The following is a 17,399-nucleotide window of genomic DNA, read 5'->3' on the forward strand; positions in this document are numbered from 1 at the left end:
TCCCGCACTCCGATCACCAGCTCCATTCCATCACCAGCGACGCCAACGACGGCGTCAGAACGGACGGCAACACCATGACCGCACCAGCGCTCTCCGTGCAGCTCTACAGCATCAAGGAGCACCTCGACCAGGGACTCGACGACGCCCTCGCCCGGCTCGCCGGCATGGGCCTGCGCGAGGTCGAGGCCTTCGACTTCGTCTCCCGTGCGCCCGAGCTCCGTGAAGCCTTCGACCGCCACGGTCTCGCCGCCCGCACTGGGCACGCGACCCTCCTCTCCGACGAGATCCGCTTCGGCGACCAGGTCATGCCGGTCGCCCCACAGGATGAGGTCTTCGCGGCAGCGAAGACACTCGGCCTCGAGATCGTCATCGACTCCTTCGTCAGCCCCGACCGCTGGCTCGACGAAGCGGCCGTCGCCGACACCGCGTCCCGCCTGAACGCCGCAGCGGAGCGCGCCGCCGACCACGGCCTCCGCGTCGGGTACCACAACCACTCCCAGGAGTTCGTCGCATCGTTCGGCGGACGCAGCGCGTTCGAGGTCTTCGCCGACCAGCTGCGTGACGACGTCGCCCTCGAGGTCGACCTGTTCTGGGCGGCGACCGCCGGCCAGGACGTCCCCGCGCTGCTCGGCCGCCTCGGCGACCGCGTCCAGGCACTCCACGTCAAGGACGGCCTGCTGCCCGCCGACCCGTTCGCACCGGGAGCCGCGCCCTTCGTGCCGACGAGTCTCGACCAGCGACCGTTCGGGCAGGGCGAGGTCCCGCTGCGCGAGTCCATCGCGGCGGCCCCCTCGGCCCGGTTCGCGATCATCGAGTTCGACCACTACGGCGCCGGCGACATCTTCGACGGCATCCGGGCGAGCGTCGACGCGCTCGTCGCCGAACAGCTCGTCTCGACCGAAGCGGTGGTCCGCTGATGCCCGCGGCAGCAAACGACACGGCGGCCGCGGCAGCGCAGGGCACGGCACGCGCACCGCAGGGCAGCGGCCCGGTCGGCGTCGGGTTCATCGGCACCGGCATGATCAGTGACACCTACCTCGAGCACCTCACCTCGTTCCCCGACGTCCGCGTCGTGATCCTCGGCGACCTCGACGTCGACCGCGCGAAGGCCCAGGCCGAGAAGTGGAGCGTCGGCGAGTGGGGGACCGCCGACGACGTCCTCGCGCACCCGGACGTCGAGCTCGTCGTGAACCTCACGATCCCCGCCGTCCACGCGCAGGTCGCGTCGCAGGTGCTCGCCGCCGGGAAGCACGTGTGGACGGAGAAGCCGATCAGCGTCGACCGTGCGAGCGGGCTCGCGCTCCTCGAGCAGGCCGACGCCGCAGGACTCCTCGTCGGCATCGCGCCGGACACCGTGCTCGGCCCGGGCGTCCAGTCCGCGCGTCGCGCCATCGCCCGCGGTGACATCGGTCAGCCGCTCACCGCCCAGACCGTCATGCAGTACGCGGGGCCGGACATCTTCCACCCGAACCCGGAGTTCCTGTTCGCGAAGGGTGGCGGGCCGCTGTTCGACATGGGGCCGTACTACCTGACGACGCTCGTGCAGGTGTTCGGTTCGGTCGCCTCGGTGTCGGCGGCCGGCTCGCGTGGACGTGCGACCCGGACGATCCAGCAGGGCGACCGCGTCGGCACCGAGTTCACCGTCGAGGTGCCGACGCACGTCAGCGCGATCGCCCGCTTCGTGGACGGCGGCGTGAGCCAGAGCGTCTTCAGCTTCGAGTCGCCGCTCGCCAAGATGGGCGTCGTCGAGATCACCGGCACCGAGGGGACGCTCGTGATCCCCGACCCGAACATGTTCACGGGCGAGGTGCGGATCACCCGCGCGGCGCCCATCGAACGGATGCAGCAGGACCCGGAGTGGGAGGTCGTGCCGACCGAGGGTGTCCTCGCCGGACGCGGGACCGGGGTCCTCGACCTCGCCCGGGCGATCCGTTCCGGTGGCACACCGCTCGCCTCGGGCGCTCTCGGCTACCACGTGCTCGACACGCTCGTCTCGATCGACGAGTCCGTGGTGTCCGGCCAGACCGTCGACGTGGCGAGCCGGGTCACGCCGGTGCCGCTCGTCGCGGAGGACTGGGACCCGTTCGCCGCGACACTCTGAGCGTTGTGAGCCGAGCGGGGCACCGCAGTACAGAACCGAGCAGCATCGGAGCAGGCTGAGCAAGCCCCCGGTGGTGTCCGTCGCCCCACGTACGCTGAGGCGATGGACACCACCGGTCGGCGCGCCGCCGAGCACCCCGATGACGCGGCCCCTCGCCGGCGATGGATCCTCACCGGCCAGCTCGGCCCGGCGTTCGACGACGGCGGACCGATCCTGCTCATCGAATCGAAGTCCACCTTCACGAAGCGACCGATGCACCGGGCGAAGGCGCACCTCTTCCTCTCGGCCATCCGACATCGTGCGGCGGAACTCGGCGACCGGGCGGAGTTCCACCAGGTCGACCGCTACGAGGAGGTCGTCGAGGTCGGCGCCGACCTCGAGGTGATCGACCCACCCTCGTGGACGGCTCGGCGCTTCGTCCGTGAGCGCGGCCTCCGGGTGCCCCCGAGCCGCGGCTTCGTGACCTCGGAGCCCGACTTCGCGGCCTGGGCGTCGACGCGGGACGGCAAGCGGCTCCTCCTGGAGGACTTCTACCGCACGGTGCGGGAGCGGACCGGGATCCTCATGCGCGGCGACCAGCCGGAGGGCGGCCGCTGGAACTACGACCACGACAACCGCAACCCGCCGCCGAAGGGAGCCGCCCGGCTCGGTCTGCCCGAGCCGCTCTGGCCCGAGGAGGACGACATCGACGCGGAGGTCCGGGAGGACCTCGACCGGTGGCAGCGCGACGGACTGGTCCAGCTGGTCGGCGACGACGGGCCCCGGCGCTTCGCGGCCACGGCGGCCGAGGCGGAGGCGGCGCTCGCGGACTTCATCGAGACCAGGCTCGGCGACTTCGGCCCGTTCGAGGACGCCATGCTCGGCGGCGACTGGACGATGGCGCACTCCCTGCTGAGCGCGCCGCTCAACCTCGGCCTGCTCGACCCGCGCGACGCCGTCGAGACCGTGGTCGCCGAATTCCACGCCGGTCGTGCACCGCTGTCGAGTGTCGAGGGCTTCACCCGTCAGATCATCGGCTGGCGCGACTACGTCTGGCATCTCTACTGGCACCTCGGCGACCCCTACCGGACGAGTCACAACGCCCTCGGAGCACACGAGCCGCTCCCACGTCAGTTCCGCGAACTCGACGCCGCCGCCATCCAGTCCAACTGTCTCCGTGAGACGATCGACGGGATGCGTCGCCACGGGTGGGCGCATCACATCCAGCGGCTCATGGTGCTCGGCAACTGGGCCCTGCAGCACGGATACGACCCCGTCGCGCTCAACGACTGGTTCATCGACATGTTCGTCGACGGCACCCCCTGGGTGATGCCCGCGAACGTCATCGGCATGTCGCAGCACGCGGACGGCGGCATCGTCGCGACGAAGCCCTACGCCTCGGGCGGTGCGTACATCGACAAGATGTCCGACTACTGCGGTGGGTGCGTCTTCAATCCCAAGGTGCGGCTGGGCGAGGACGCCTGCCCCTTCACCGCCGGATACTGGGCCTTCCTCGACCGCGTGGAACCGCGCATCCGGCACAACACCCGCATGGCGCAACCGCTGGCCGGGATGCGACGACTGTCCGACCTGCGCGCCGTCGTCGACCAGGAGCGCACCCGCGAACAGTGGTGATCGGAGCAGTCGTCCAGCCCTCGCGCGACCCCTCGACCGGTGGGGAACGCCTCGCTAGGCTCGGCACATGACGCCCAGTGATGCAGCATCCGACCCGCAGATCGCCGCACTCCAGGCTGCCGCCGCCCAAGCCCAGGCCGAGCTCGAAGCCGCCCAGGCGCAGGCGGCGCTCGCCGCAGCGAAAGTGAAGGCGGCCGAGGCGGCAGCGGCGCTCGCCGGGGCCGGGATCACCGCGTCGGGCGGGGCCACCGGAGCGGCGTCACCGGTCGAGTCTGGGGACCCCGGTTCCGCGAGTGATGCGCCGGCCGCCGAGGCCCCATCCGACGTCCTAGCCGGCGTCCCAACCGACGAAGCGGTCGGTACCGACACCAGCACCGCCGGCACTGGCACTGCCGACACCAGCAGCACCGCCCCCAGCAGCAGCGGCGACGGCGCCAGCAGCACTGATGACCTCAGCGCCGACACCATCGGGCCGGGCCCGCTCGGCCTCGACGACGTGCTGAAGATCCGCGACGGCTACCTCGTGCACGGCCCGGCGCTCGAGATGGGGGCCCTGGTCAACGGGGAACCGGTGCCCGGGGTGCAGGTCCGCATCCCGCTCAGCGTCATGAACCGGCACGGGCTCGTCGCCGGCGCCACCGGAACCGGGAAGACCCGCACCCTCCAGGGCCTCGTCGAGCAGCTCTCGGCCGCCGGTGTCCCCGTGTTCGCCGCGGACATCAAGGGTGACCTCTCGGGCATCGCGACCCCGGGGGAGTCGAACGAGAAGCTCCTCGACCGCACCCGCGGCATCGGCCAGGACTGGACGCCGGCCGCCACCCCGACGGAGTACTTCGCGCTCGGCGGCGTCGGCAAGGGCGTCCCGATCCGCGCCACCATCGCCGCCTTCGGTCCGTTGCTGCTGAGCAAGGTCCTCGGCCTCAACGCAACGCAGGAGTCCAGCCTCGGTCTCGTCTTCCACTACGCCGACCAGGCGGGCCTGCCGCTCCTCGACCTGAGCGACCTGCGCGCGGTCCTCACCTACCTCGCGAGCGACGACGGCAAGGGCGAGCTGCAGGAGCTCGGCGGGCTGTCGGGCGCCACCGTCGGGGTGATCCTGCGGGAGCTCATCACCTTCGCCGACCAGGGCGCCGACGTCTTCTTCGGCGAACCCGAGATCGACACCGCCGACTTCATCCGCCTCGACCCGAGCGGCAAAGGCATCGTCAGCCTGCTCGAGGTGCCGGGCGTCCAGAACCAGCCGGCCCTCTACTCGACGTTCCTCATGTGGTTGCTCGCCGACCTCTTCAACACCCTCCCCGAGGTGGGCGACCCCGAGAAGCCGAAGCTCGTGTTCTTCTTCGACGAGGCGCACCTGCTGTTCCGCGACGCGTCGAAGGACTTCCTCGCGCAGATCACGCAGACGGTCCGGCTCATCCGGTCGAAGGGTGTCGGCATCTTCTTCGTCACGCAGACACCGAAGGACGTCCCGGGCGAGGTGCTCGCGCAGCTCGGGTCGCGCGTGCAGCACGCCCTCCGTGCCTTCACCCCGGACGACGCGAAGGCGCTCAAAGCGACCGTGTCGACCTACCCGACCTCCGGCTACGAGCTCGGCGAGGTCCTCACCTCGCTCGGCACCGGTGAGGCGGTCGTCACCGTGATGAACGAGAAGGGGGCGCCGTCGCCGGTCGCGTGGACGAGACTGCGGGCACCACAGGGACTCATGTCGCCGAGTCCCGACACGGCGATCGACGCGGCGATCGCGGCCTCACCGTTGCTCGCGCGGTACGGGACGCCCGTCGACCGTGAGTCGGCGAGGGAGATCCTGACGGCGAAGCTCGAGGAGGCGAACCAAGCAGCGCTCGCCGCCGAGGCCGAACTCGAGCGGCAGCGCATCGCGGCGGAACTCGCGAAGCAGCAGGCCGCCGCCGACAAGGCGCAGGCCGCGGCGCAGAAGAAGGCCGACGCCGAGTACGAACGGTTGCTCCGGAAGACCGCCGGCACGACCCGCCGAACGTCGACGCGGTCGTCGTCGACGTCGTCGAAGAGTCCGCTCGAAGAGATCCTCGGGTCGAAGGCGACGCGGTCGATCCTCACCGGCGTCGTCGAGGGCATCTTCGGGACGCGTCGCCGCCGCTGAGCTGCCGCGCCGGTCTTCAAGCGGTGTCCCGTCCCCTGAGCGGTTTCCCGTTCCCTGAGCGGTGTCCCGTTCCCCTGAGCGGTTCCCCGTTCCTCCGAGCGGTTTCCCGGTCCCTGAGCGGCTCCCGGTCCCTTGAGCGGTTTCCCGGTCCCTGAGCTTGTCGAAGGGCGCGAACCTACCGGAGGCCGTCTTCGGCGAGGCGACCGAGCTCGACGGTGGCCCGGGCGTCGTCGAGCACCCCGTCCTGCAGCGACCACACGGCGGACAGCGCGGAGCGCGCGACCACCCACTCGAGGAGGACGGTTCGCGACAGGCCGAGCGATCGACGCACCAGCTCGACGCGCTCGGCGAACAGCCGCGGGTTCCGCGCCGTCGCGGGATCGGGGTTGCTGAACATCGCGGTGGCGTCGAAGGCGCGGTGGCCGACGATGCCCTTGGGGTCGATCGCCCGCCAGTCGCCGGGTGCGAACTCGAGCACGTTCATGTGGTGGAGGTCGCCGTGGAGCACGACGACGTCGGCGGCGGTCGTGGTGTCGAGCAGTCGACCGGCGAGCTCCCGCCCACGTTGGAGGAACGCGGCGCTCGCCGGATCGCCGAGGAGGGTGCCGAGGGCTGAGGCGTCGTCGGCGAGCAGCTCGTGGAACCACCGGCGGAGCGTGGGGAGTTCGGCGATGACACCGTCGGCATCGGTCGGTGCCGGGGCGGGGATGGCCGTGTGCAGGGTGTCGAGCACGGAGCACAGGAGCGCGACGGCTCCGAGGTCGTCACCTGCTCGGGTCAGCGAGGAGAGATCACGGCCGCTCGTCGCGCGTTCCAGGACGATCGCGTGGTCATCGCCCGCGAACACCGCTGCACACCCGCCGCCGTCCCACGCCGCGAGCAGCTGACCGCCGAGCGCCTCCTCGTGGACGAGCGGCACCTTGAGCATCGCCGGTCGTCCGTGGTGCGTCACGGGAAGTAGCCGGCTCGACGGCGTCACGATGAGCTCGCCGTCGCGGACGAGCCGCCACTGCTCGACGGCCGCGTCGATGCTCCCTGGTCGCCATGTCACGGGACTCAGCCTAGGCAACCTGTTCGAACCGGTGCCTGGGTCGCGCCTCGGGCGGTCTCGTGATCGCGCCTCTGTCCTTGGGTCGCGCCTCGATCGCCGCCTCGATCGGACCCTTGGTCGCCCCCGGGCCGCACCTCGGTCGGTTCCTGAGCTTGTCGAAGGGCACACGGGCGAACATCGCCCTTCGACAAGCTCAGGGACCGGAGGGTGGTGGAAGGGCAGACGAAGGAACGCCGCCCTTCGACAGGCTCAGGGACCGGGAGGGTGGGGCTCAGGGACCGGGAGGGTGGGGCTCAGGGACCGGGGAGGGCGGGGCTCAGGGACCGGGAGGGTGGGCTTCAGGGACCGGCGAGGATGGGGCTCTGGGACCGGGGAACGCCGGTTAGGCTGGCGCGGTGACCGAGATCCGCGCGTACCGACCGACCGACCGCGCCGCCGTGGCGGCGATCTGCACCCGAACGGGCGACTCGGGCGCGGATGCGACCGGACAGTTCAGCACGGACGACCTCCTGCCCGACATCTATGCCTTGCCCTACGTCGAGCACGAGCCCGAGTTGGCGCTGCTCGTCGACGCCGGCTCGGGTCCGATCGGGTACATCCTGGGCACCGCGGACACGACCGCCTTCGACCGCTGGTTCGTCGAGCGCTGGTGGCCGACCGTCGAGGGCAAGTACGCGGCGGCCGCGGCCTCCGGAGCCGCCTCGGAGGGCGAACGCGGCATCGTCCGATCCGCGACCGATCGCGGCGGACTGGCCCCGGACCTCCTGGCGCAGTACCCGGCCCACCTGCACATCGACCTGCTGCCGGAGACGCAGGGGATGGGTGTCGGCAGACGGCTCATCGACGCGTTCTGCGAGCTCCTCGCGGAGCGCGGCGTCCCGGGCGTGCACCTCGGCGTCGGTGTCGCGAACACCGGGGCCCAGCAGTTCTACCAGCGGACGGGCTTCACGCGGGTCGACGGCGATCCCGGCGCCCACTGGTACGCGAAGGCGCTCTGACCCGGGCGGTATCCGCCTCGAGCCGGATCCCGCGGGGTGCGACGACGCCCTCGCGCTCCGTCGCGGTAGCCGGGGCAGGCCGACTCAGCGAGAGCAGTTCGGCTAGAGCAGTTCGGCGCGCGCCCAGCGCAGACGCTCGAGCGGGGTGAGCAGGTCGGGGTGGTCCTCGCGGAGGTCGTCGAGCGAGACCGGCTGGCGAGGTCGCTCCACCGGGCCGTCGTACGCCGCGACGACGGCCGCGATGCTGTCCGTGCTCCACCGGTTGCTGCGCATGCGGAGGAGCGGGCGGTTCTCGGCGTCGCAGACGAAGAACTGCGAGCTCGCATGCAGACCTCGACCCCGGAACTCGAAGAGCAGACTGCGGCCGATCGCCTCCCGTGGAACGAACCGCTGCCGCCCGACGATGGGCTGCTCGACGAACCCGTCATGCCGCACGACGATGCGTTGGCGACGGGAGAGGACGGCGACGCCGAGCAGGACGACCATGCCGATGACACCGAGCGTGATGACCCACGTGCGTTCGACACTCGGGGCCGGGCCGACGAGCCAGAGCGAGACGCCCCAGACGGGGAGGACGACGATGGCGGCGCTCAGGACGGCGCTCCAGAGCACGCGAGGATGCGGTCTGACCGTCACCGGTTCATCACCCCGTTGCACCACGCACTCACCCCCGCCGACCATCGTGGCCTGCTTTCAGTGGGTGGACAATCCGCCATCTGGGGGACAAGTAGGACGAATACCCCATTCTTCGAGCCGGTCCGCCCGGTTGCGCCGATGCGCTTGACTTCTCGGTCGTGCGATGTGCAATATATTGCATGCCCGCCCCCGCTCAAGCCAACCCGCATCGCCGCGCGCTCCTCCGCGACGACGTCTATCAGTCGCTCCGCAATGCGATCGTCGACGGCACCTTCACCCCGGGCGAGAAGCTCGTCGACACCGAACTCGAACGCTGGCTCGGCGTGAGTCGCACGCCCATCCGTGAGGCCGTCCTGCGCCTCGCCCGGAGCGGGCTCGTCATTGCGAAACCCGGACGGTCGACCGTCGTCGCCCCGCTCGACAGCCGGGCGACGTTGCAGGCACAGGCGGTCGCCGCCGCCATGCACGAACTCGCCATCCGTGAGGCGGTACCGCACCTGAGCGCGGCCGACCTCGACCGCATGCGCGCGGCGAACCGTGACTTCGCAGCCGCGCTCCAACGCGATGACGCCGACGCCGCGCTCGCAGCGGACGACGCCTTCCATGCCGTGGCCGTGGACGTCGCCGGGAACCCGTTCATCCGTGATGCGCTCGAGGCGGTCACCCCGTTGCTGCGCCGGATCGAACGGCTGCGGTTCTCCTCGGTCGCGGCACGCGGGTCGATCGCGCAGCACGATGCCGTCATCGAGCGCTGTGCGGAGGGGGACGTGGATGCGGCGGCCGCGCTCGTCCGGGGCAACTGGACGACCCTCGCCGACCTTGTCCTCGCCCACCTCGACGAGGACTGACCAGCTCGCGCCACCCGACCCGTTTCCCGGCACCGATCGCCACCACTCAGCCGCACCACCGAGACCCAGGAGCCACCACATGTCCCTCAGCGACTTCTCCCGTTACCCGCTCACCTTCGGACCGAGTCCCGTCCACGAACTCAACCGCCTCACCGCCCACCTCGGCGGCGCGACGATCTGGGCCAAGCGCGAGGACGTCAACAGCGGTCTCGCCTACGGCGGCAACAAGACCCGCAAGCTGGAGTACCTCATCCCCGACGCGATCGCGCAGGGTGCCGACACACTCGTGTCGATCGGTGGCTACCAGTCCAACCACACGCGGCAGGTCGCGGCGGTCGCGGCGAAGCTCGGGATGCAGGCGGTGCTCGTGCAGGAGAACTGGGTGGACTGGCCGGACGCGGTGAACGACCGGGTCGGCAACATCATGCTGTCGCGGATCATGGGTGCCGAGGTCCGTCTCGATCCCGCGGGCTTCGGCATCGGCTTCAAGTCGAGCTGGGAACGCGCCCTCGACGACGTGCGCGAACGCGGCGGCACCCCGTACGCGATCCCGGCCGGCGCGTCGGACCACCGGCTCGGTGGTCTGGGGTTCGCGAACTGGGCCGCGGAGGTCGAGCAGCAGGAGCGTGAACTCGGGGTGTTCTTCGACACGATCGTCGTCTGCAGCGTCACCGGGTCCACCCACGCCGGCATGATCGCCGGGTTCGCCGGGCAGGACCGACCGCGCCGGGTGATCGGCATCGACGCGTCGGCGAAGATCCAGGAGACCCGCGACCAGGTCGCACGCATCGCCCGCAACACGGCGGAGCTCATCGGCCTCGAACGCGAGCTCCGCGACGACGAGATCACGGTGTTGGAGGGGTGGGCCGGCGACCTCTACGGGATCCCGGTCGAGTCGACGATGGAGGCGATCCGCCTGACCGGTCGGCTCGAGGGTGTCATCATCGACCCGGTCTACGAGGGGAAGTCGATGGCAGGGCTCATCGACCTCGTGACGAGTGGTGACATCCCGGCGTCCAGCAACGTCCTCTACGCGCATCTCGGTGGGCAGCCGGCGATCAACGCCTACAGCGCCCTCTTCCGCGACTGAGCCCGTGCCCGGCACCTCGCCCGAGCGGGGTGCCGGCGCGGTGCGCTGAGCCGAGTCGCCGGAAACCGGTGCCAGCGCGGTGCGCTGACGCGAACCCGAGGGAACCGGCGTGAGCGCGGGTCAGGCGACCGAGCGCGCCCCTCTGAAGACCCGCGCCCACGTCCATGACCCGCGCTCGCGTCAGCGCACCGCGCTGACGCACTACCAGGGTCGATGGTCGCGGTCCAGGGGCGGGCGGCGGCGCGTGGCGGTGCGAGACTTGGACCTCCACGACGCGAGGAGGTCGCATGCGCGCACCGATGGAACCCCGACACCAGACGCGGATCGCATGATCCGTCTGCAGTCCACCGCCTGGCCCAACAGCGGCACCTCCCTCGACCTCGGTGCCCTGCACGACGCGGCGTCAGGTGCGTTGGCGAGTATCGAGTCGCATCTGGCGTTCACCTCCACAGCCGTGCGACTCGTCGGTCCGCTCGAGCAGCACACCGCCGGGCGGGTCTTCGCGGGACTCGGCGCGATCGCCGCGGTCGACGTCACACTCGCTCGGGTCGTCGAACCGCACCTCGACGCGCTCGCCATCCTGCATCAGGCCGACCTCGAACCGCCGGCCGTCTCCACCTGGGGGGTGTTCGCGGCCGAGGCACCCGGGCTGTGTCTCGACGCGACCCTGGTCGACGACGCCTGGCAGCTGACCGGCACCAAGCCGTGGTGCTCCCTCGCCTCCCGCCTGAGCGACGCCCTCGTCACCGCCCACACCGCGCCCGGGGAGCGGCGGCTGTTCGCCGTCGCGCTCACCGACCCAGGGGTCACGACCGACGACAGCGCGTGGCTCGCTCGAGGACTGCCGCTCGTCCCGAGTGGCCCGGTCGGCTTCGACGGGGTCCCCGCCTCCCCGGTCGGCGACGACGGGTGGTACCTGCGACGCCCCGGCTTCTCCTGGGGCGGGATCGGCGTCGCCGCCTGCTGGTGGGGCGGCGCGGTCACGCTCGTCGACCGTCTGCTCGCCGCCGCGCGCACGCGACCCGACGCCGACCTGCTCCTCCGCACGCTCGGTGCCGCGGCCATCGACCTCTCGATCGCCGAGCAGTCGATCGCCGACGCAGCCCAGGCCATCGAGCACGGCCACGCCGACGACACGGCCGGTCCGCGCCTCGCCCAGCGAGTGCGGTCGACGGTCCGCGGTCGGGTCGACGCCATCCGCGCCGGGGTGCTCGGAGCACTCGGCCCCGGCCCGCTCACTTCCGAGCCCGCCTACCTCGCGCGGATGTCCGACCTCGAGCTCTACATCCAGCAGGACCACGGCGACCGCGACCTCGCGCGCTACGGCCGCATGCTGGTGGAGGCCGACTGATGCCCGCCTTCGACCACCGCGACCCCGGCACGTCGGCAGCCGCCTGGGCGACCCGCTTGCATGAGCTCGACCTGCCCGTCTGGGACGGCTGGAGGCACGCCACGGGCGTCGTCGTCCTGTCACCGCACCCCGACGACGAGTCGCTCGGAGCCGGCGGGCTGATCGCGGCAGCTGCAGCCGCTGGGATCCCGGTCGAGGTCCTCCTCGTGACCCTCGGCGAGGGATCGCACCCCGACTCACCGACCACCACGCCCGAGGAACTCGCCCCGCGCCGGGAGGCCGAATTCATCGATGCTGTCGGTCGTCTCCACCCGACGGTCGGGTACGACGTCCTGCACATCCCGGACGGCGGTCTCGATGCCGAACGCGCGGGCATCGCGGAGCGACTGCGAGCAGCCGTCGCCACCGCCGGATCGCGACCGCTCATCGTCGCCCCCTGGCGCGGCGACGGACACCGTGACCACCGGATCGCGGCCGAACTCGCCACGGCCCTCGCGACCGAGCTCGACCTCGCGCTCGTGGAATTCCCCATCTGGCTCTGGCACTGGGCCGACACCGACGACGCGACCCTGCCGTGGGCCGAGGCGCGGATCGTCCCGCTCGACGCGGCGGCGCACGGGGCGAAGATCGCCGCGATGGACGCCTACCCCTCGCAGACGGAGCCGCTCTCGGACGCACCGGGCGACGAGGCGATCGTCGACCACCACCACCTGCAGCACTATGCGCGGCGGTTCGAGGTCCTGTTCCCGAACGGACGTGCGCTGGACCTCGCGCCGGGTACCGACGCGGATGCTCGTGCGGCGGACACCGACACCGCCAACGACACCGCGACGGCCGACGCTGCGTCACGGTCGAAGGAGTCCTTCGAGGACCACTATCGCGACCACCCCGGGGGCTGGGACTTCGGTTCCTGGTACGAGGAGCGCAAGCGCCGGGTCCTCCTCGCCGCCCTGCCGCGCCAGCGCTACGGCTCGGTACTCGAACTCGGTTGCGCGACGGGTGTCCTGACGGAGCGGCTCGCGGACCGCAGCGACGACGTGCTCGGTGTCGACATCGCCGAAGCACCCCTCGAGATCGCCCGTCGACGGGTGCCCGCCGCCCGGTTCGAACGCGGCACGCTCCCTCACGACTGGCCGAGTGGTGCCTTCGACCTCGTGGTGATGTCGGAGGTCGGCTACTACCTGTCGGCGACCGACCTCGACCGGGTGATCGACCACCTCCTCGGCTCACTCACGCCCGGCGGGAGCATCGTCGCATGTCACTGGCGGCACCCGGACGACCACGCCACGACCTCGGCCGAGTTCGTCCATCGCCGGTTGCTCGAACGCTGGCCCGGCCGTCGGTCGATCCAGCACGTCGAGGACGATTTCCTGCTCGACGTCCTCGTGCCTGCCGATGAGGCGAGCATCGCCGCGGTGGACGGTCTGACGGGCTGATGCTGCGACGGATCGATGCCGTCGTGCCCGCGCACGACGAGGAGGAGCTGATCGGGCCATGCCTCGACGCGCTGCTCGTCGCGCGTGCCGCCGCGCTGCGTCGTCGTCCCGAGCTGCAGGTGGGGATCGTCGTGGTGCTCGACGACTGTCGCGATGACACGGCGCGAATCGTCCGTGAGCGGTTGGCGGGATTCGGTCCTGAGGAGGCGGTCACCGTCGTCATCGACGAGCGCAGCGTCGGAGCGGCCCGTCGGGCCGGTGGCGCGGCCGCTGTGGGATCGGGTGCTGCGGGATCAGGCGCTGCCGACGTCTCCGAGCGGTGGATCGCCAACACCGACGCCGACTCGCGCGTTCCGGAGGACTGGTTCTCCGTGCATGCCGATGCCTTCGACGACGGTGTCGACGTCCTCCTGGGGACCGTCCGTCCCGACTTCACGGACTTCTCCGAGGACGATATCGAGCGCTGGATGGAGACCCATCCGCCCGGACATCTGCCGGGTAACGTGCACGGGGCCAATCTGGGTGTCCGGGCCGATCGGCTCGACGACCTCGGCGGCTTCCGTGAGCTGGCCGAGCATGAGGACGTCGATCTCGTCGAGCGCGCCCGGGCGGCGGGTCTCCGGGTCGTGCCGACGCTGGATGCGCCCGTCGAGACCTCGGGTCGGCGACGTGGTCGGACCCCGGGTGGCTACGCCGCGTTCCTCGCCGAGACCTACCCGCGATCCTGACGATCCCGCGCGTCTGAACCCCCGGCCCGCGTCGCCGGATCAGGTCCGTCCGACTGCGGGTCGACGATGACCTCGGTGACCTCGCCGAGGTCGAGCACCGGGTACCGGGAGACGGCTCCGACCTTCTCCTCGCTCGCCAGGATGTAGACGTCGGTGCTGCGCTCGGCGAGGGCGCGCTTCGTCGCGGCATCGTCGAGGTCGCCGGTGGTGAGGCCGTGTTCGGGATGGAAACCTGTGACGCCGAGGAAGCAGGCGTCGGCACTCAGGTGACGGATGGCTTCCGCGGCGAGGGCGCCGCCCGCGACCATGGAGTGACGTCCGAGTTCGCCGCCGATCATGATGACGCGTGCCGGCGAGTGCTCCGCCACGGCGAGTGCGACCGCCGGGCTCGGGGTGATGACGGTGAGGGTCGGGTCGTCCGGGAGGAGTCGCGCGAGCGCGAGCGCGGTGGTGCCGGCGTCGATGATGATGGTGCTGCCTGGTTGGATCCGCTCGGCGGCGATGCGGGCGACGCGCTCTTTGCTCTCCGCCCCGAGGGACAGTCGATCCCGGAACGGGCGATCGGCCGCGGCGACCGGGAGTGCGCCGCCGTAGACGCGGACGCAGAGACCGGCATCGGCCAGCTCGCGGAGGTCTCGTCGGATCGAGTCCTCCGAGAGCCCGAGCGCAGCGGCGGCGTCCTTCGCGACGATCCGCCCGTCGCGTTCGAGGAGATCGAGCAGGTGCGATCGGCGTTGGGCGCTCAACATGCGTGCTCCTTCATGGTGTTGCACGATCGTGCACGGTTAACGCTACAGTGCTGGACATGACAACGCCACTCCTCATCCTCATCGCCGGCCCCTACCGCTCCGGGACCGGCGGTGACCCGGACGCCATCGCCCGCAACCTGGAACGACTCGAAGCCGCTGCAGCGCCCATCTACGCGCTCGGTCACGTCCCGATGATCGGGGAGTGGGTCGCGCTGCCGATCCTGCGTGGGATCGACGCCGCGTCCGGCGACGGCGACGTGATGTACGAGACGGCGAGGCGGCTGCTCCAGCACTGCGACGCCGTGCTCCGGCTGCCGGGGGAGTCGTCCGGCGCCGACACCGACGTCGCCATCGCTCGTGAGCGCGGGATCCCCGTGTACACCGACCTCTCGGAGATCCCGGCCCTCGAGCGCTGAGGTCGCTTGCCCGCGGCGTCCCGGCACTCCGGCTAGGCTGACGCGCATGCTCGACGACCTCAGGATCCGCCGCTACCGCGACACCGATGCGCGGGCGACCAGGTCGATCTTCGAACGCGCGGTGCGGGTGACCGCTGCCGCCCACTACACGGCCGAGCAGCTCGCCGCATGGGTGCCGGACGAACCGGCAGGCGCCGTGTTGGACGACTGGGCCGACCGACGTGCCGCGGTGACGACGTGGGTGGCCGAGCTCGACGACTCGGTGGTCGGATTCACCGACCTGGACGTCAAGATCGGCTACCTCGACATGCTGTTCGTCGATCCGGACGCGGGACGACGCGGCGTCGGGTCCGCGCTCATCCGTCACGTGCTCGACGAAGCTCGGGCGGTGGGGCTCCGGGAGGTGACCGTGCAGGCGAGTCGGACGGCGCAGCCGGTGTTCGAGCGTCACGGCTTCGTCGTGGTCCGCGAGCAGCGGGTCGAGCGTCGCGGGGTGCTCATCGAGAACGCGGTGATGCGGATGCCCCTGGACGCCCCTGCGGGGTGATGCTCCCGGGATGTCCCGCGCGCCCGGCGGGGTGTCGCCAGCGCGGTGCGCTGACCCGAGCGCGGTGGTGTGGGTGCCGGCGCGGTGCGTCGACGTGAGATCGCTGCAATCGGCGTGAGCGCGGGTCGTGGCGGTGGGCGCGGCCCTCTGGAGACCCGCGCCCACGCGTGTGACCCGCGCTCACGCCAGCGCACCGCGCTGGCAGTCCGTCAGGCGTCGGCGAGTTGAGCGTCGGCACGCTCCGGGGAACCGGCTGCGAGCCCACGGCTGATGGCACGTCGCGAGCCGAGCCAGAGCAGGACACCGACGAGGAAGACGATGACCTCCGTCACGGTGAGCGACCAGACGATGCCACCGAGTCCGAACCACAGGTTGCCGAGGAGGACGATCGGGACGAACAGCACGCCCTGGGTGACGGCCATGACCGCTGCGGCGAGTGCTCGCCCGGTCGCTTGGAAGAGCGAGGTGATGAGCCCGGTGAACCCGTTGGCGATCATCGCGGTGAGCTGGGCGACGAGGATCGTGACGCCGAGACCGAGGACGGCGGGATCGGCGATGAACGCGGAGACGATCGGCTCACGCAGGACGAAGACGACGCCGGCGAAGAGGACCGAGATCCCACCGACCGTGAGTGCCGAGGCACGGAGAGCCGACCGGAGTCGCGCGCCGTCGCCCTTGCCGAACGCGTATGCGAGGAGGGGGAGCACGCCGAAGGTGACGCCCATGACCAGGAACTCGGGCACTTGGGCGATCCGGACCGCGACGCCCATGGCGGCGAGCGGGGCGTCTCCGTATGCTGCGGCCAGCGTGTTCAACACGAGTGCGGTGACGATGAGGAACCCCGACTGCAGGAGCGTGCTCACGCCGACACCGAGGACCGGCTTGAGGATCGTCGGCGACAGCGTGAACCAACGCGGAGCCAGACTGACGTGCTCGCTGTTGCGCTGCAACCACGCCACGAAGTAGACGAGGACACCGAGGTTCGCCAGGCCCATCGCGAGCGCTGCACCGGCGACGCCCCAGCCGAACCCGAGGATGAAGACGAGATCGAGGACGAGGTTCGCCACCGCCGACGCGATGAGGGCGATCATCACCTGACGGGCGGCACCCTCGGCCCGCACGAGCTGTTCCAGACAGAACGCGGTCGCCATGACGGGGACGAACGCGAGCATGACGCCGATGAACGCCGAAGTCGCCGGGGCGGTGACCGCGTCCGCCCCGAGCAGCGACACGAGTGGACCGAGGAACACGAGGCCGATCCCGCCCAGGACGGCGCCCGTCAGGAACGCGCCCCAGACCGAGAAGGAGGCGGCCCGTTTGATGTCCCCGGCCTGTGCCGGGTCGTGTTCGGAGGCGCCCAAGAGCCTGGAGATGAGCGCGCCGCCGCCGACGCCGAACAGGTCGCCGATGGCCATGATCAGTCCGAGGATCGGGGCTCCGAGCGTGATCGCGGCGAGCAGGGTGGTGTCGTGCAGTGAGCCGACGACGCCCGCGTTGATGAGGTTGTAGACGGCGCTGACGACCAGCGCCGCCGCCATCGGGACGCACAGATGGATCAGCGCCCGGATGATCGGGGCGGTCGACAGGTACCAGCGGTTGCTCCCGACCGTGTCGGCTGCGGTCGAGGGCGCGGTGGCCGTCGACGGTGCGGTGCTGCTGGGGACGGGTGTTCCGGCGGTGGGATCGGTGTGGTGTTCGGGGTGCATGGCAGGCTC

General features: G+C 71.1%; 16 protein-coding genes. 12 read left to right on the forward strand and 4 right to left on the reverse strand.

The genetic code is table 11. The features are described 5' to 3' along the window. The first annotated feature begins 74 nt into the window (after window positions 1-74). From ITJ66_RS15665 to ITJ66_RS15680, 4 genes are all read left to right on the forward strand, one after another. A complete protein-coding gene (locus tag ITJ66_RS15665; protein WP_194645193.1) occupies window positions 75-917 on the forward strand; it encodes a sugar phosphate isomerase/epimerase in 843 nt (280 codons plus the stop codon). Continuing rightward, complete coding sequence (locus ITJ66_RS15670) at window positions 917-2,101, forward strand: Gfo/Idh/MocA family protein (protein WP_194645194.1); 1,185 nt, start codon at window positions 917-919, stop codon at window positions 2,099-2,101. Before ITJ66_RS15665 ends, ITJ66_RS15670 begins: the two co-directional genes overlap by 1 nt. A 102-nt stretch (window positions 2,102-2,203) precedes the next feature. After that, entirely contained in the window at window positions 2,204-3,715 is a 1,512-nt protein-coding gene (locus ITJ66_RS15675; RefSeq protein WP_194645195.1) for a cryptochrome/photolyase family protein, read from the forward strand. Window positions 3,716-3,782: 67 nt separating this feature from the next. Then, entirely contained in the window at window positions 3,783-5,834 is a 2,052-nt protein-coding gene (locus ITJ66_RS15680) for a helicase HerA-like domain-containing protein (RefSeq protein ID WP_194645196.1), read from the forward strand. Window positions 5,835-6,009: 175 nt separating this feature from the next. Here the strand turns inward: ITJ66_RS15680 and ITJ66_RS15685 are convergent, their stop codons facing one another. After that, a complete protein-coding gene (locus ITJ66_RS15685; protein ID WP_194645197.1) occupies window positions 6,010-6,885 on the reverse strand; it encodes an aminoglycoside phosphotransferase family protein in 876 nt (291 codons plus the stop codon). Window positions 6,886-7,280: 395 nt separating this feature from the next. Between ITJ66_RS15685 and ITJ66_RS15690 the strand changes: the two genes are divergently transcribed. Next, entirely contained in the window at window positions 7,281-7,883 is a 603-nt protein-coding gene (locus ITJ66_RS15690; RefSeq protein ID WP_194645198.1) for a GNAT family N-acetyltransferase, read from the forward strand. A 102-nt stretch (window positions 7,884-7,985) separates the two neighbouring features. Here the strand turns inward: ITJ66_RS15690 and ITJ66_RS15695 are convergent, their stop codons facing one another. Further along, window positions 7,986-8,495, reverse strand: coding sequence for a hypothetical protein (locus tag ITJ66_RS15695; RefSeq protein WP_194645199.1), 510 nt, complete (start codon window positions 8,493-8,495; stop codon window positions 7,986-7,988). Between the two features lie 203 nt (window positions 8,496-8,698). Here ITJ66_RS15695 and ITJ66_RS15700 point away from each other — a divergent pair, with 203 nt between their 5' ends. The 5 genes from ITJ66_RS15700 (at window position 8,699) to ITJ66_RS15720 (ending at window position 13,972) form a co-directional block, all read left to right on the forward strand. Further along, window positions 8,699-9,367, forward strand: coding sequence for a GntR family transcriptional regulator (locus tag ITJ66_RS15700; protein ID WP_194645200.1), 669 nt, complete (start codon window positions 8,699-8,701; stop codon window positions 9,365-9,367). Window positions 9,368-9,446: 79 nt separating this feature from the next. After that, window positions 9,447-10,457, forward strand: a complete 1,011-nt coding sequence (locus tag ITJ66_RS15705; protein WP_137243770.1) for a 1-aminocyclopropane-1-carboxylate deaminase — start codon at window positions 9,447-9,449, stop codon at window positions 10,455-10,457. A gap of 328 nt (window positions 10,458-10,785) precedes the next feature. Further along, the gene (locus ITJ66_RS15710; RefSeq protein ID WP_194645201.1) at window positions 10,786-11,808 is read left to right on the forward strand and encodes an acyl-CoA dehydrogenase family protein; all 1,023 of its coding nucleotides are present in this window, start codon (window positions 10,786-10,788) and stop codon (window positions 11,806-11,808) included. Beyond that, complete coding sequence (locus ITJ66_RS15715) at window positions 11,808-13,244, forward strand: bifunctional PIG-L family deacetylase/class I SAM-dependent methyltransferase (protein ID WP_194645202.1); 1,437 nt, start codon at window positions 11,808-11,810, stop codon at window positions 13,242-13,244. The genes ITJ66_RS15710 and ITJ66_RS15715 overlap by 1 nt, the downstream gene beginning before the upstream one ends. 23 nt (window positions 13,245-13,267) lie before the next feature. After that, complete coding sequence (locus ITJ66_RS15720) at window positions 13,268-13,972, forward strand: glycosyltransferase family 2 protein (RefSeq protein WP_370582681.1); 705 nt, start codon at window positions 13,268-13,270, stop codon at window positions 13,970-13,972. On the opposite strand, the gene ITJ66_RS15725 is transcribed toward ITJ66_RS15720, so the two are convergent. Beyond that, window positions 13,957-14,721, reverse strand: a complete 765-nt coding sequence (locus ITJ66_RS15725) for a DeoR/GlpR family DNA-binding transcription regulator (RefSeq protein WP_194645204.1) — start codon at window positions 14,719-14,721, stop codon at window positions 13,957-13,959. The genes ITJ66_RS15720 and ITJ66_RS15725 overlap by 16 nt on opposite strands. Before the next feature lie 56 nt (window positions 14,722-14,777). Between ITJ66_RS15725 and ITJ66_RS15730 the strand changes: the two genes are divergently transcribed. Both ITJ66_RS15730 and ITJ66_RS15735 read left to right on the forward strand, forming a co-directional pair. Continuing rightward, a complete protein-coding gene (locus ITJ66_RS15730; RefSeq protein ID WP_194645205.1) occupies window positions 14,778-15,137 on the forward strand; it encodes a DUF4406 domain-containing protein in 360 nt (119 codons plus the stop codon). Between the two features lie 46 nt (window positions 15,138-15,183). Continuing rightward, complete coding sequence (locus ITJ66_RS15735; protein WP_194645206.1) at window positions 15,184-15,684, forward strand: GNAT family N-acetyltransferase; 501 nt, start codon at window positions 15,184-15,186, stop codon at window positions 15,682-15,684. 209 nt (window positions 15,685-15,893) lie between these two features. Here the strand turns inward: ITJ66_RS15735 and ITJ66_RS15740 are convergent, their stop codons facing one another. Continuing rightward, window positions 15,894-17,390 carry an MATE family efflux transporter gene (locus tag ITJ66_RS15740; protein WP_194645207.1) on the reverse strand — a complete coding sequence of 499 codons (1,497 nt, stop codon included), beginning with the start codon at window positions 17,388-17,390 and terminating at the stop codon, window positions 15,894-15,896. Window positions 17,391-17,399 lie beyond the last annotated feature (9 nt).

This window comes from Plantibacter sp. VKM Ac-2885, assembly GCF_015351205.1.
Lineage (GTDB): Bacteria > Actinomycetota > Actinomycetes > Actinomycetales > Microbacteriaceae > Plantibacter > Plantibacter auratus.

Excerpts from the sequence above, each read along its gene's own strand:
- ITJ66_RS15710 (WP_194645201.1), top strand. The coding sequence starts at position 10,786 with ATGATCCGTCTGCAGTCCACCGCCTGGCCCAACAGCGGCACCTCCCTC.
- ITJ66_RS15680 (WP_194645196.1), top strand. The coding sequence starts at position 3,783 with ATGACGCCCAGTGATGCAGCATCCGACCCGCAGATCGCCGCACTCCAG.
- ITJ66_RS15725 (WP_194645204.1), bottom strand. The coding sequence starts at position 14,721 with ATGTTGAGCGCCCAACGCCGATCGCACCTGCTCGATCTCCTCGAACGC.
- ITJ66_RS15665 (WP_194645193.1), top strand. The coding sequence starts at position 75 with ATGACCGCACCAGCGCTCTCCGTGCAGCTCTACAGCATCAAGGAGCAC.
- ITJ66_RS15670 (WP_194645194.1), top strand. The coding sequence starts at position 917 with ATGCCCGCGGCAGCAAACGACACGGCGGCCGCGGCAGCGCAGGGCACG.
- ITJ66_RS15740 (WP_194645207.1), bottom strand. The coding sequence starts at position 17,390 with ATGCACCCCGAACACCACACCGATCCCACCGCCGGAACACCCGTCCCC.
- ITJ66_RS15675 (WP_194645195.1), top strand. The coding sequence starts at position 2,204 with ATGGACACCACCGGTCGGCGCGCCGCCGAGCACCCCGATGACGCGGCC.
- ITJ66_RS15715 (WP_194645202.1), top strand. The coding sequence starts at position 11,808 with ATGCCCGCCTTCGACCACCGCGACCCCGGCACGTCGGCAGCCGCCTGG.
- ITJ66_RS15700 (WP_194645200.1), top strand. The coding sequence starts at position 8,699 with ATGCCCGCCCCCGCTCAAGCCAACCCGCATCGCCGCGCGCTCCTCCGC.
- ITJ66_RS15730 (WP_194645205.1), top strand. The coding sequence starts at position 14,778 with ATGACAACGCCACTCCTCATCCTCATCGCCGGCCCCTACCGCTCCGGG.
- ITJ66_RS15705 (WP_137243770.1), top strand. The coding sequence starts at position 9,447 with ATGTCCCTCAGCGACTTCTCCCGTTACCCGCTCACCTTCGGACCGAGT.
- ITJ66_RS15735 (WP_194645206.1), top strand. The coding sequence starts at position 15,184 with ATGCTCGACGACCTCAGGATCCGCCGCTACCGCGACACCGATGCGCGG.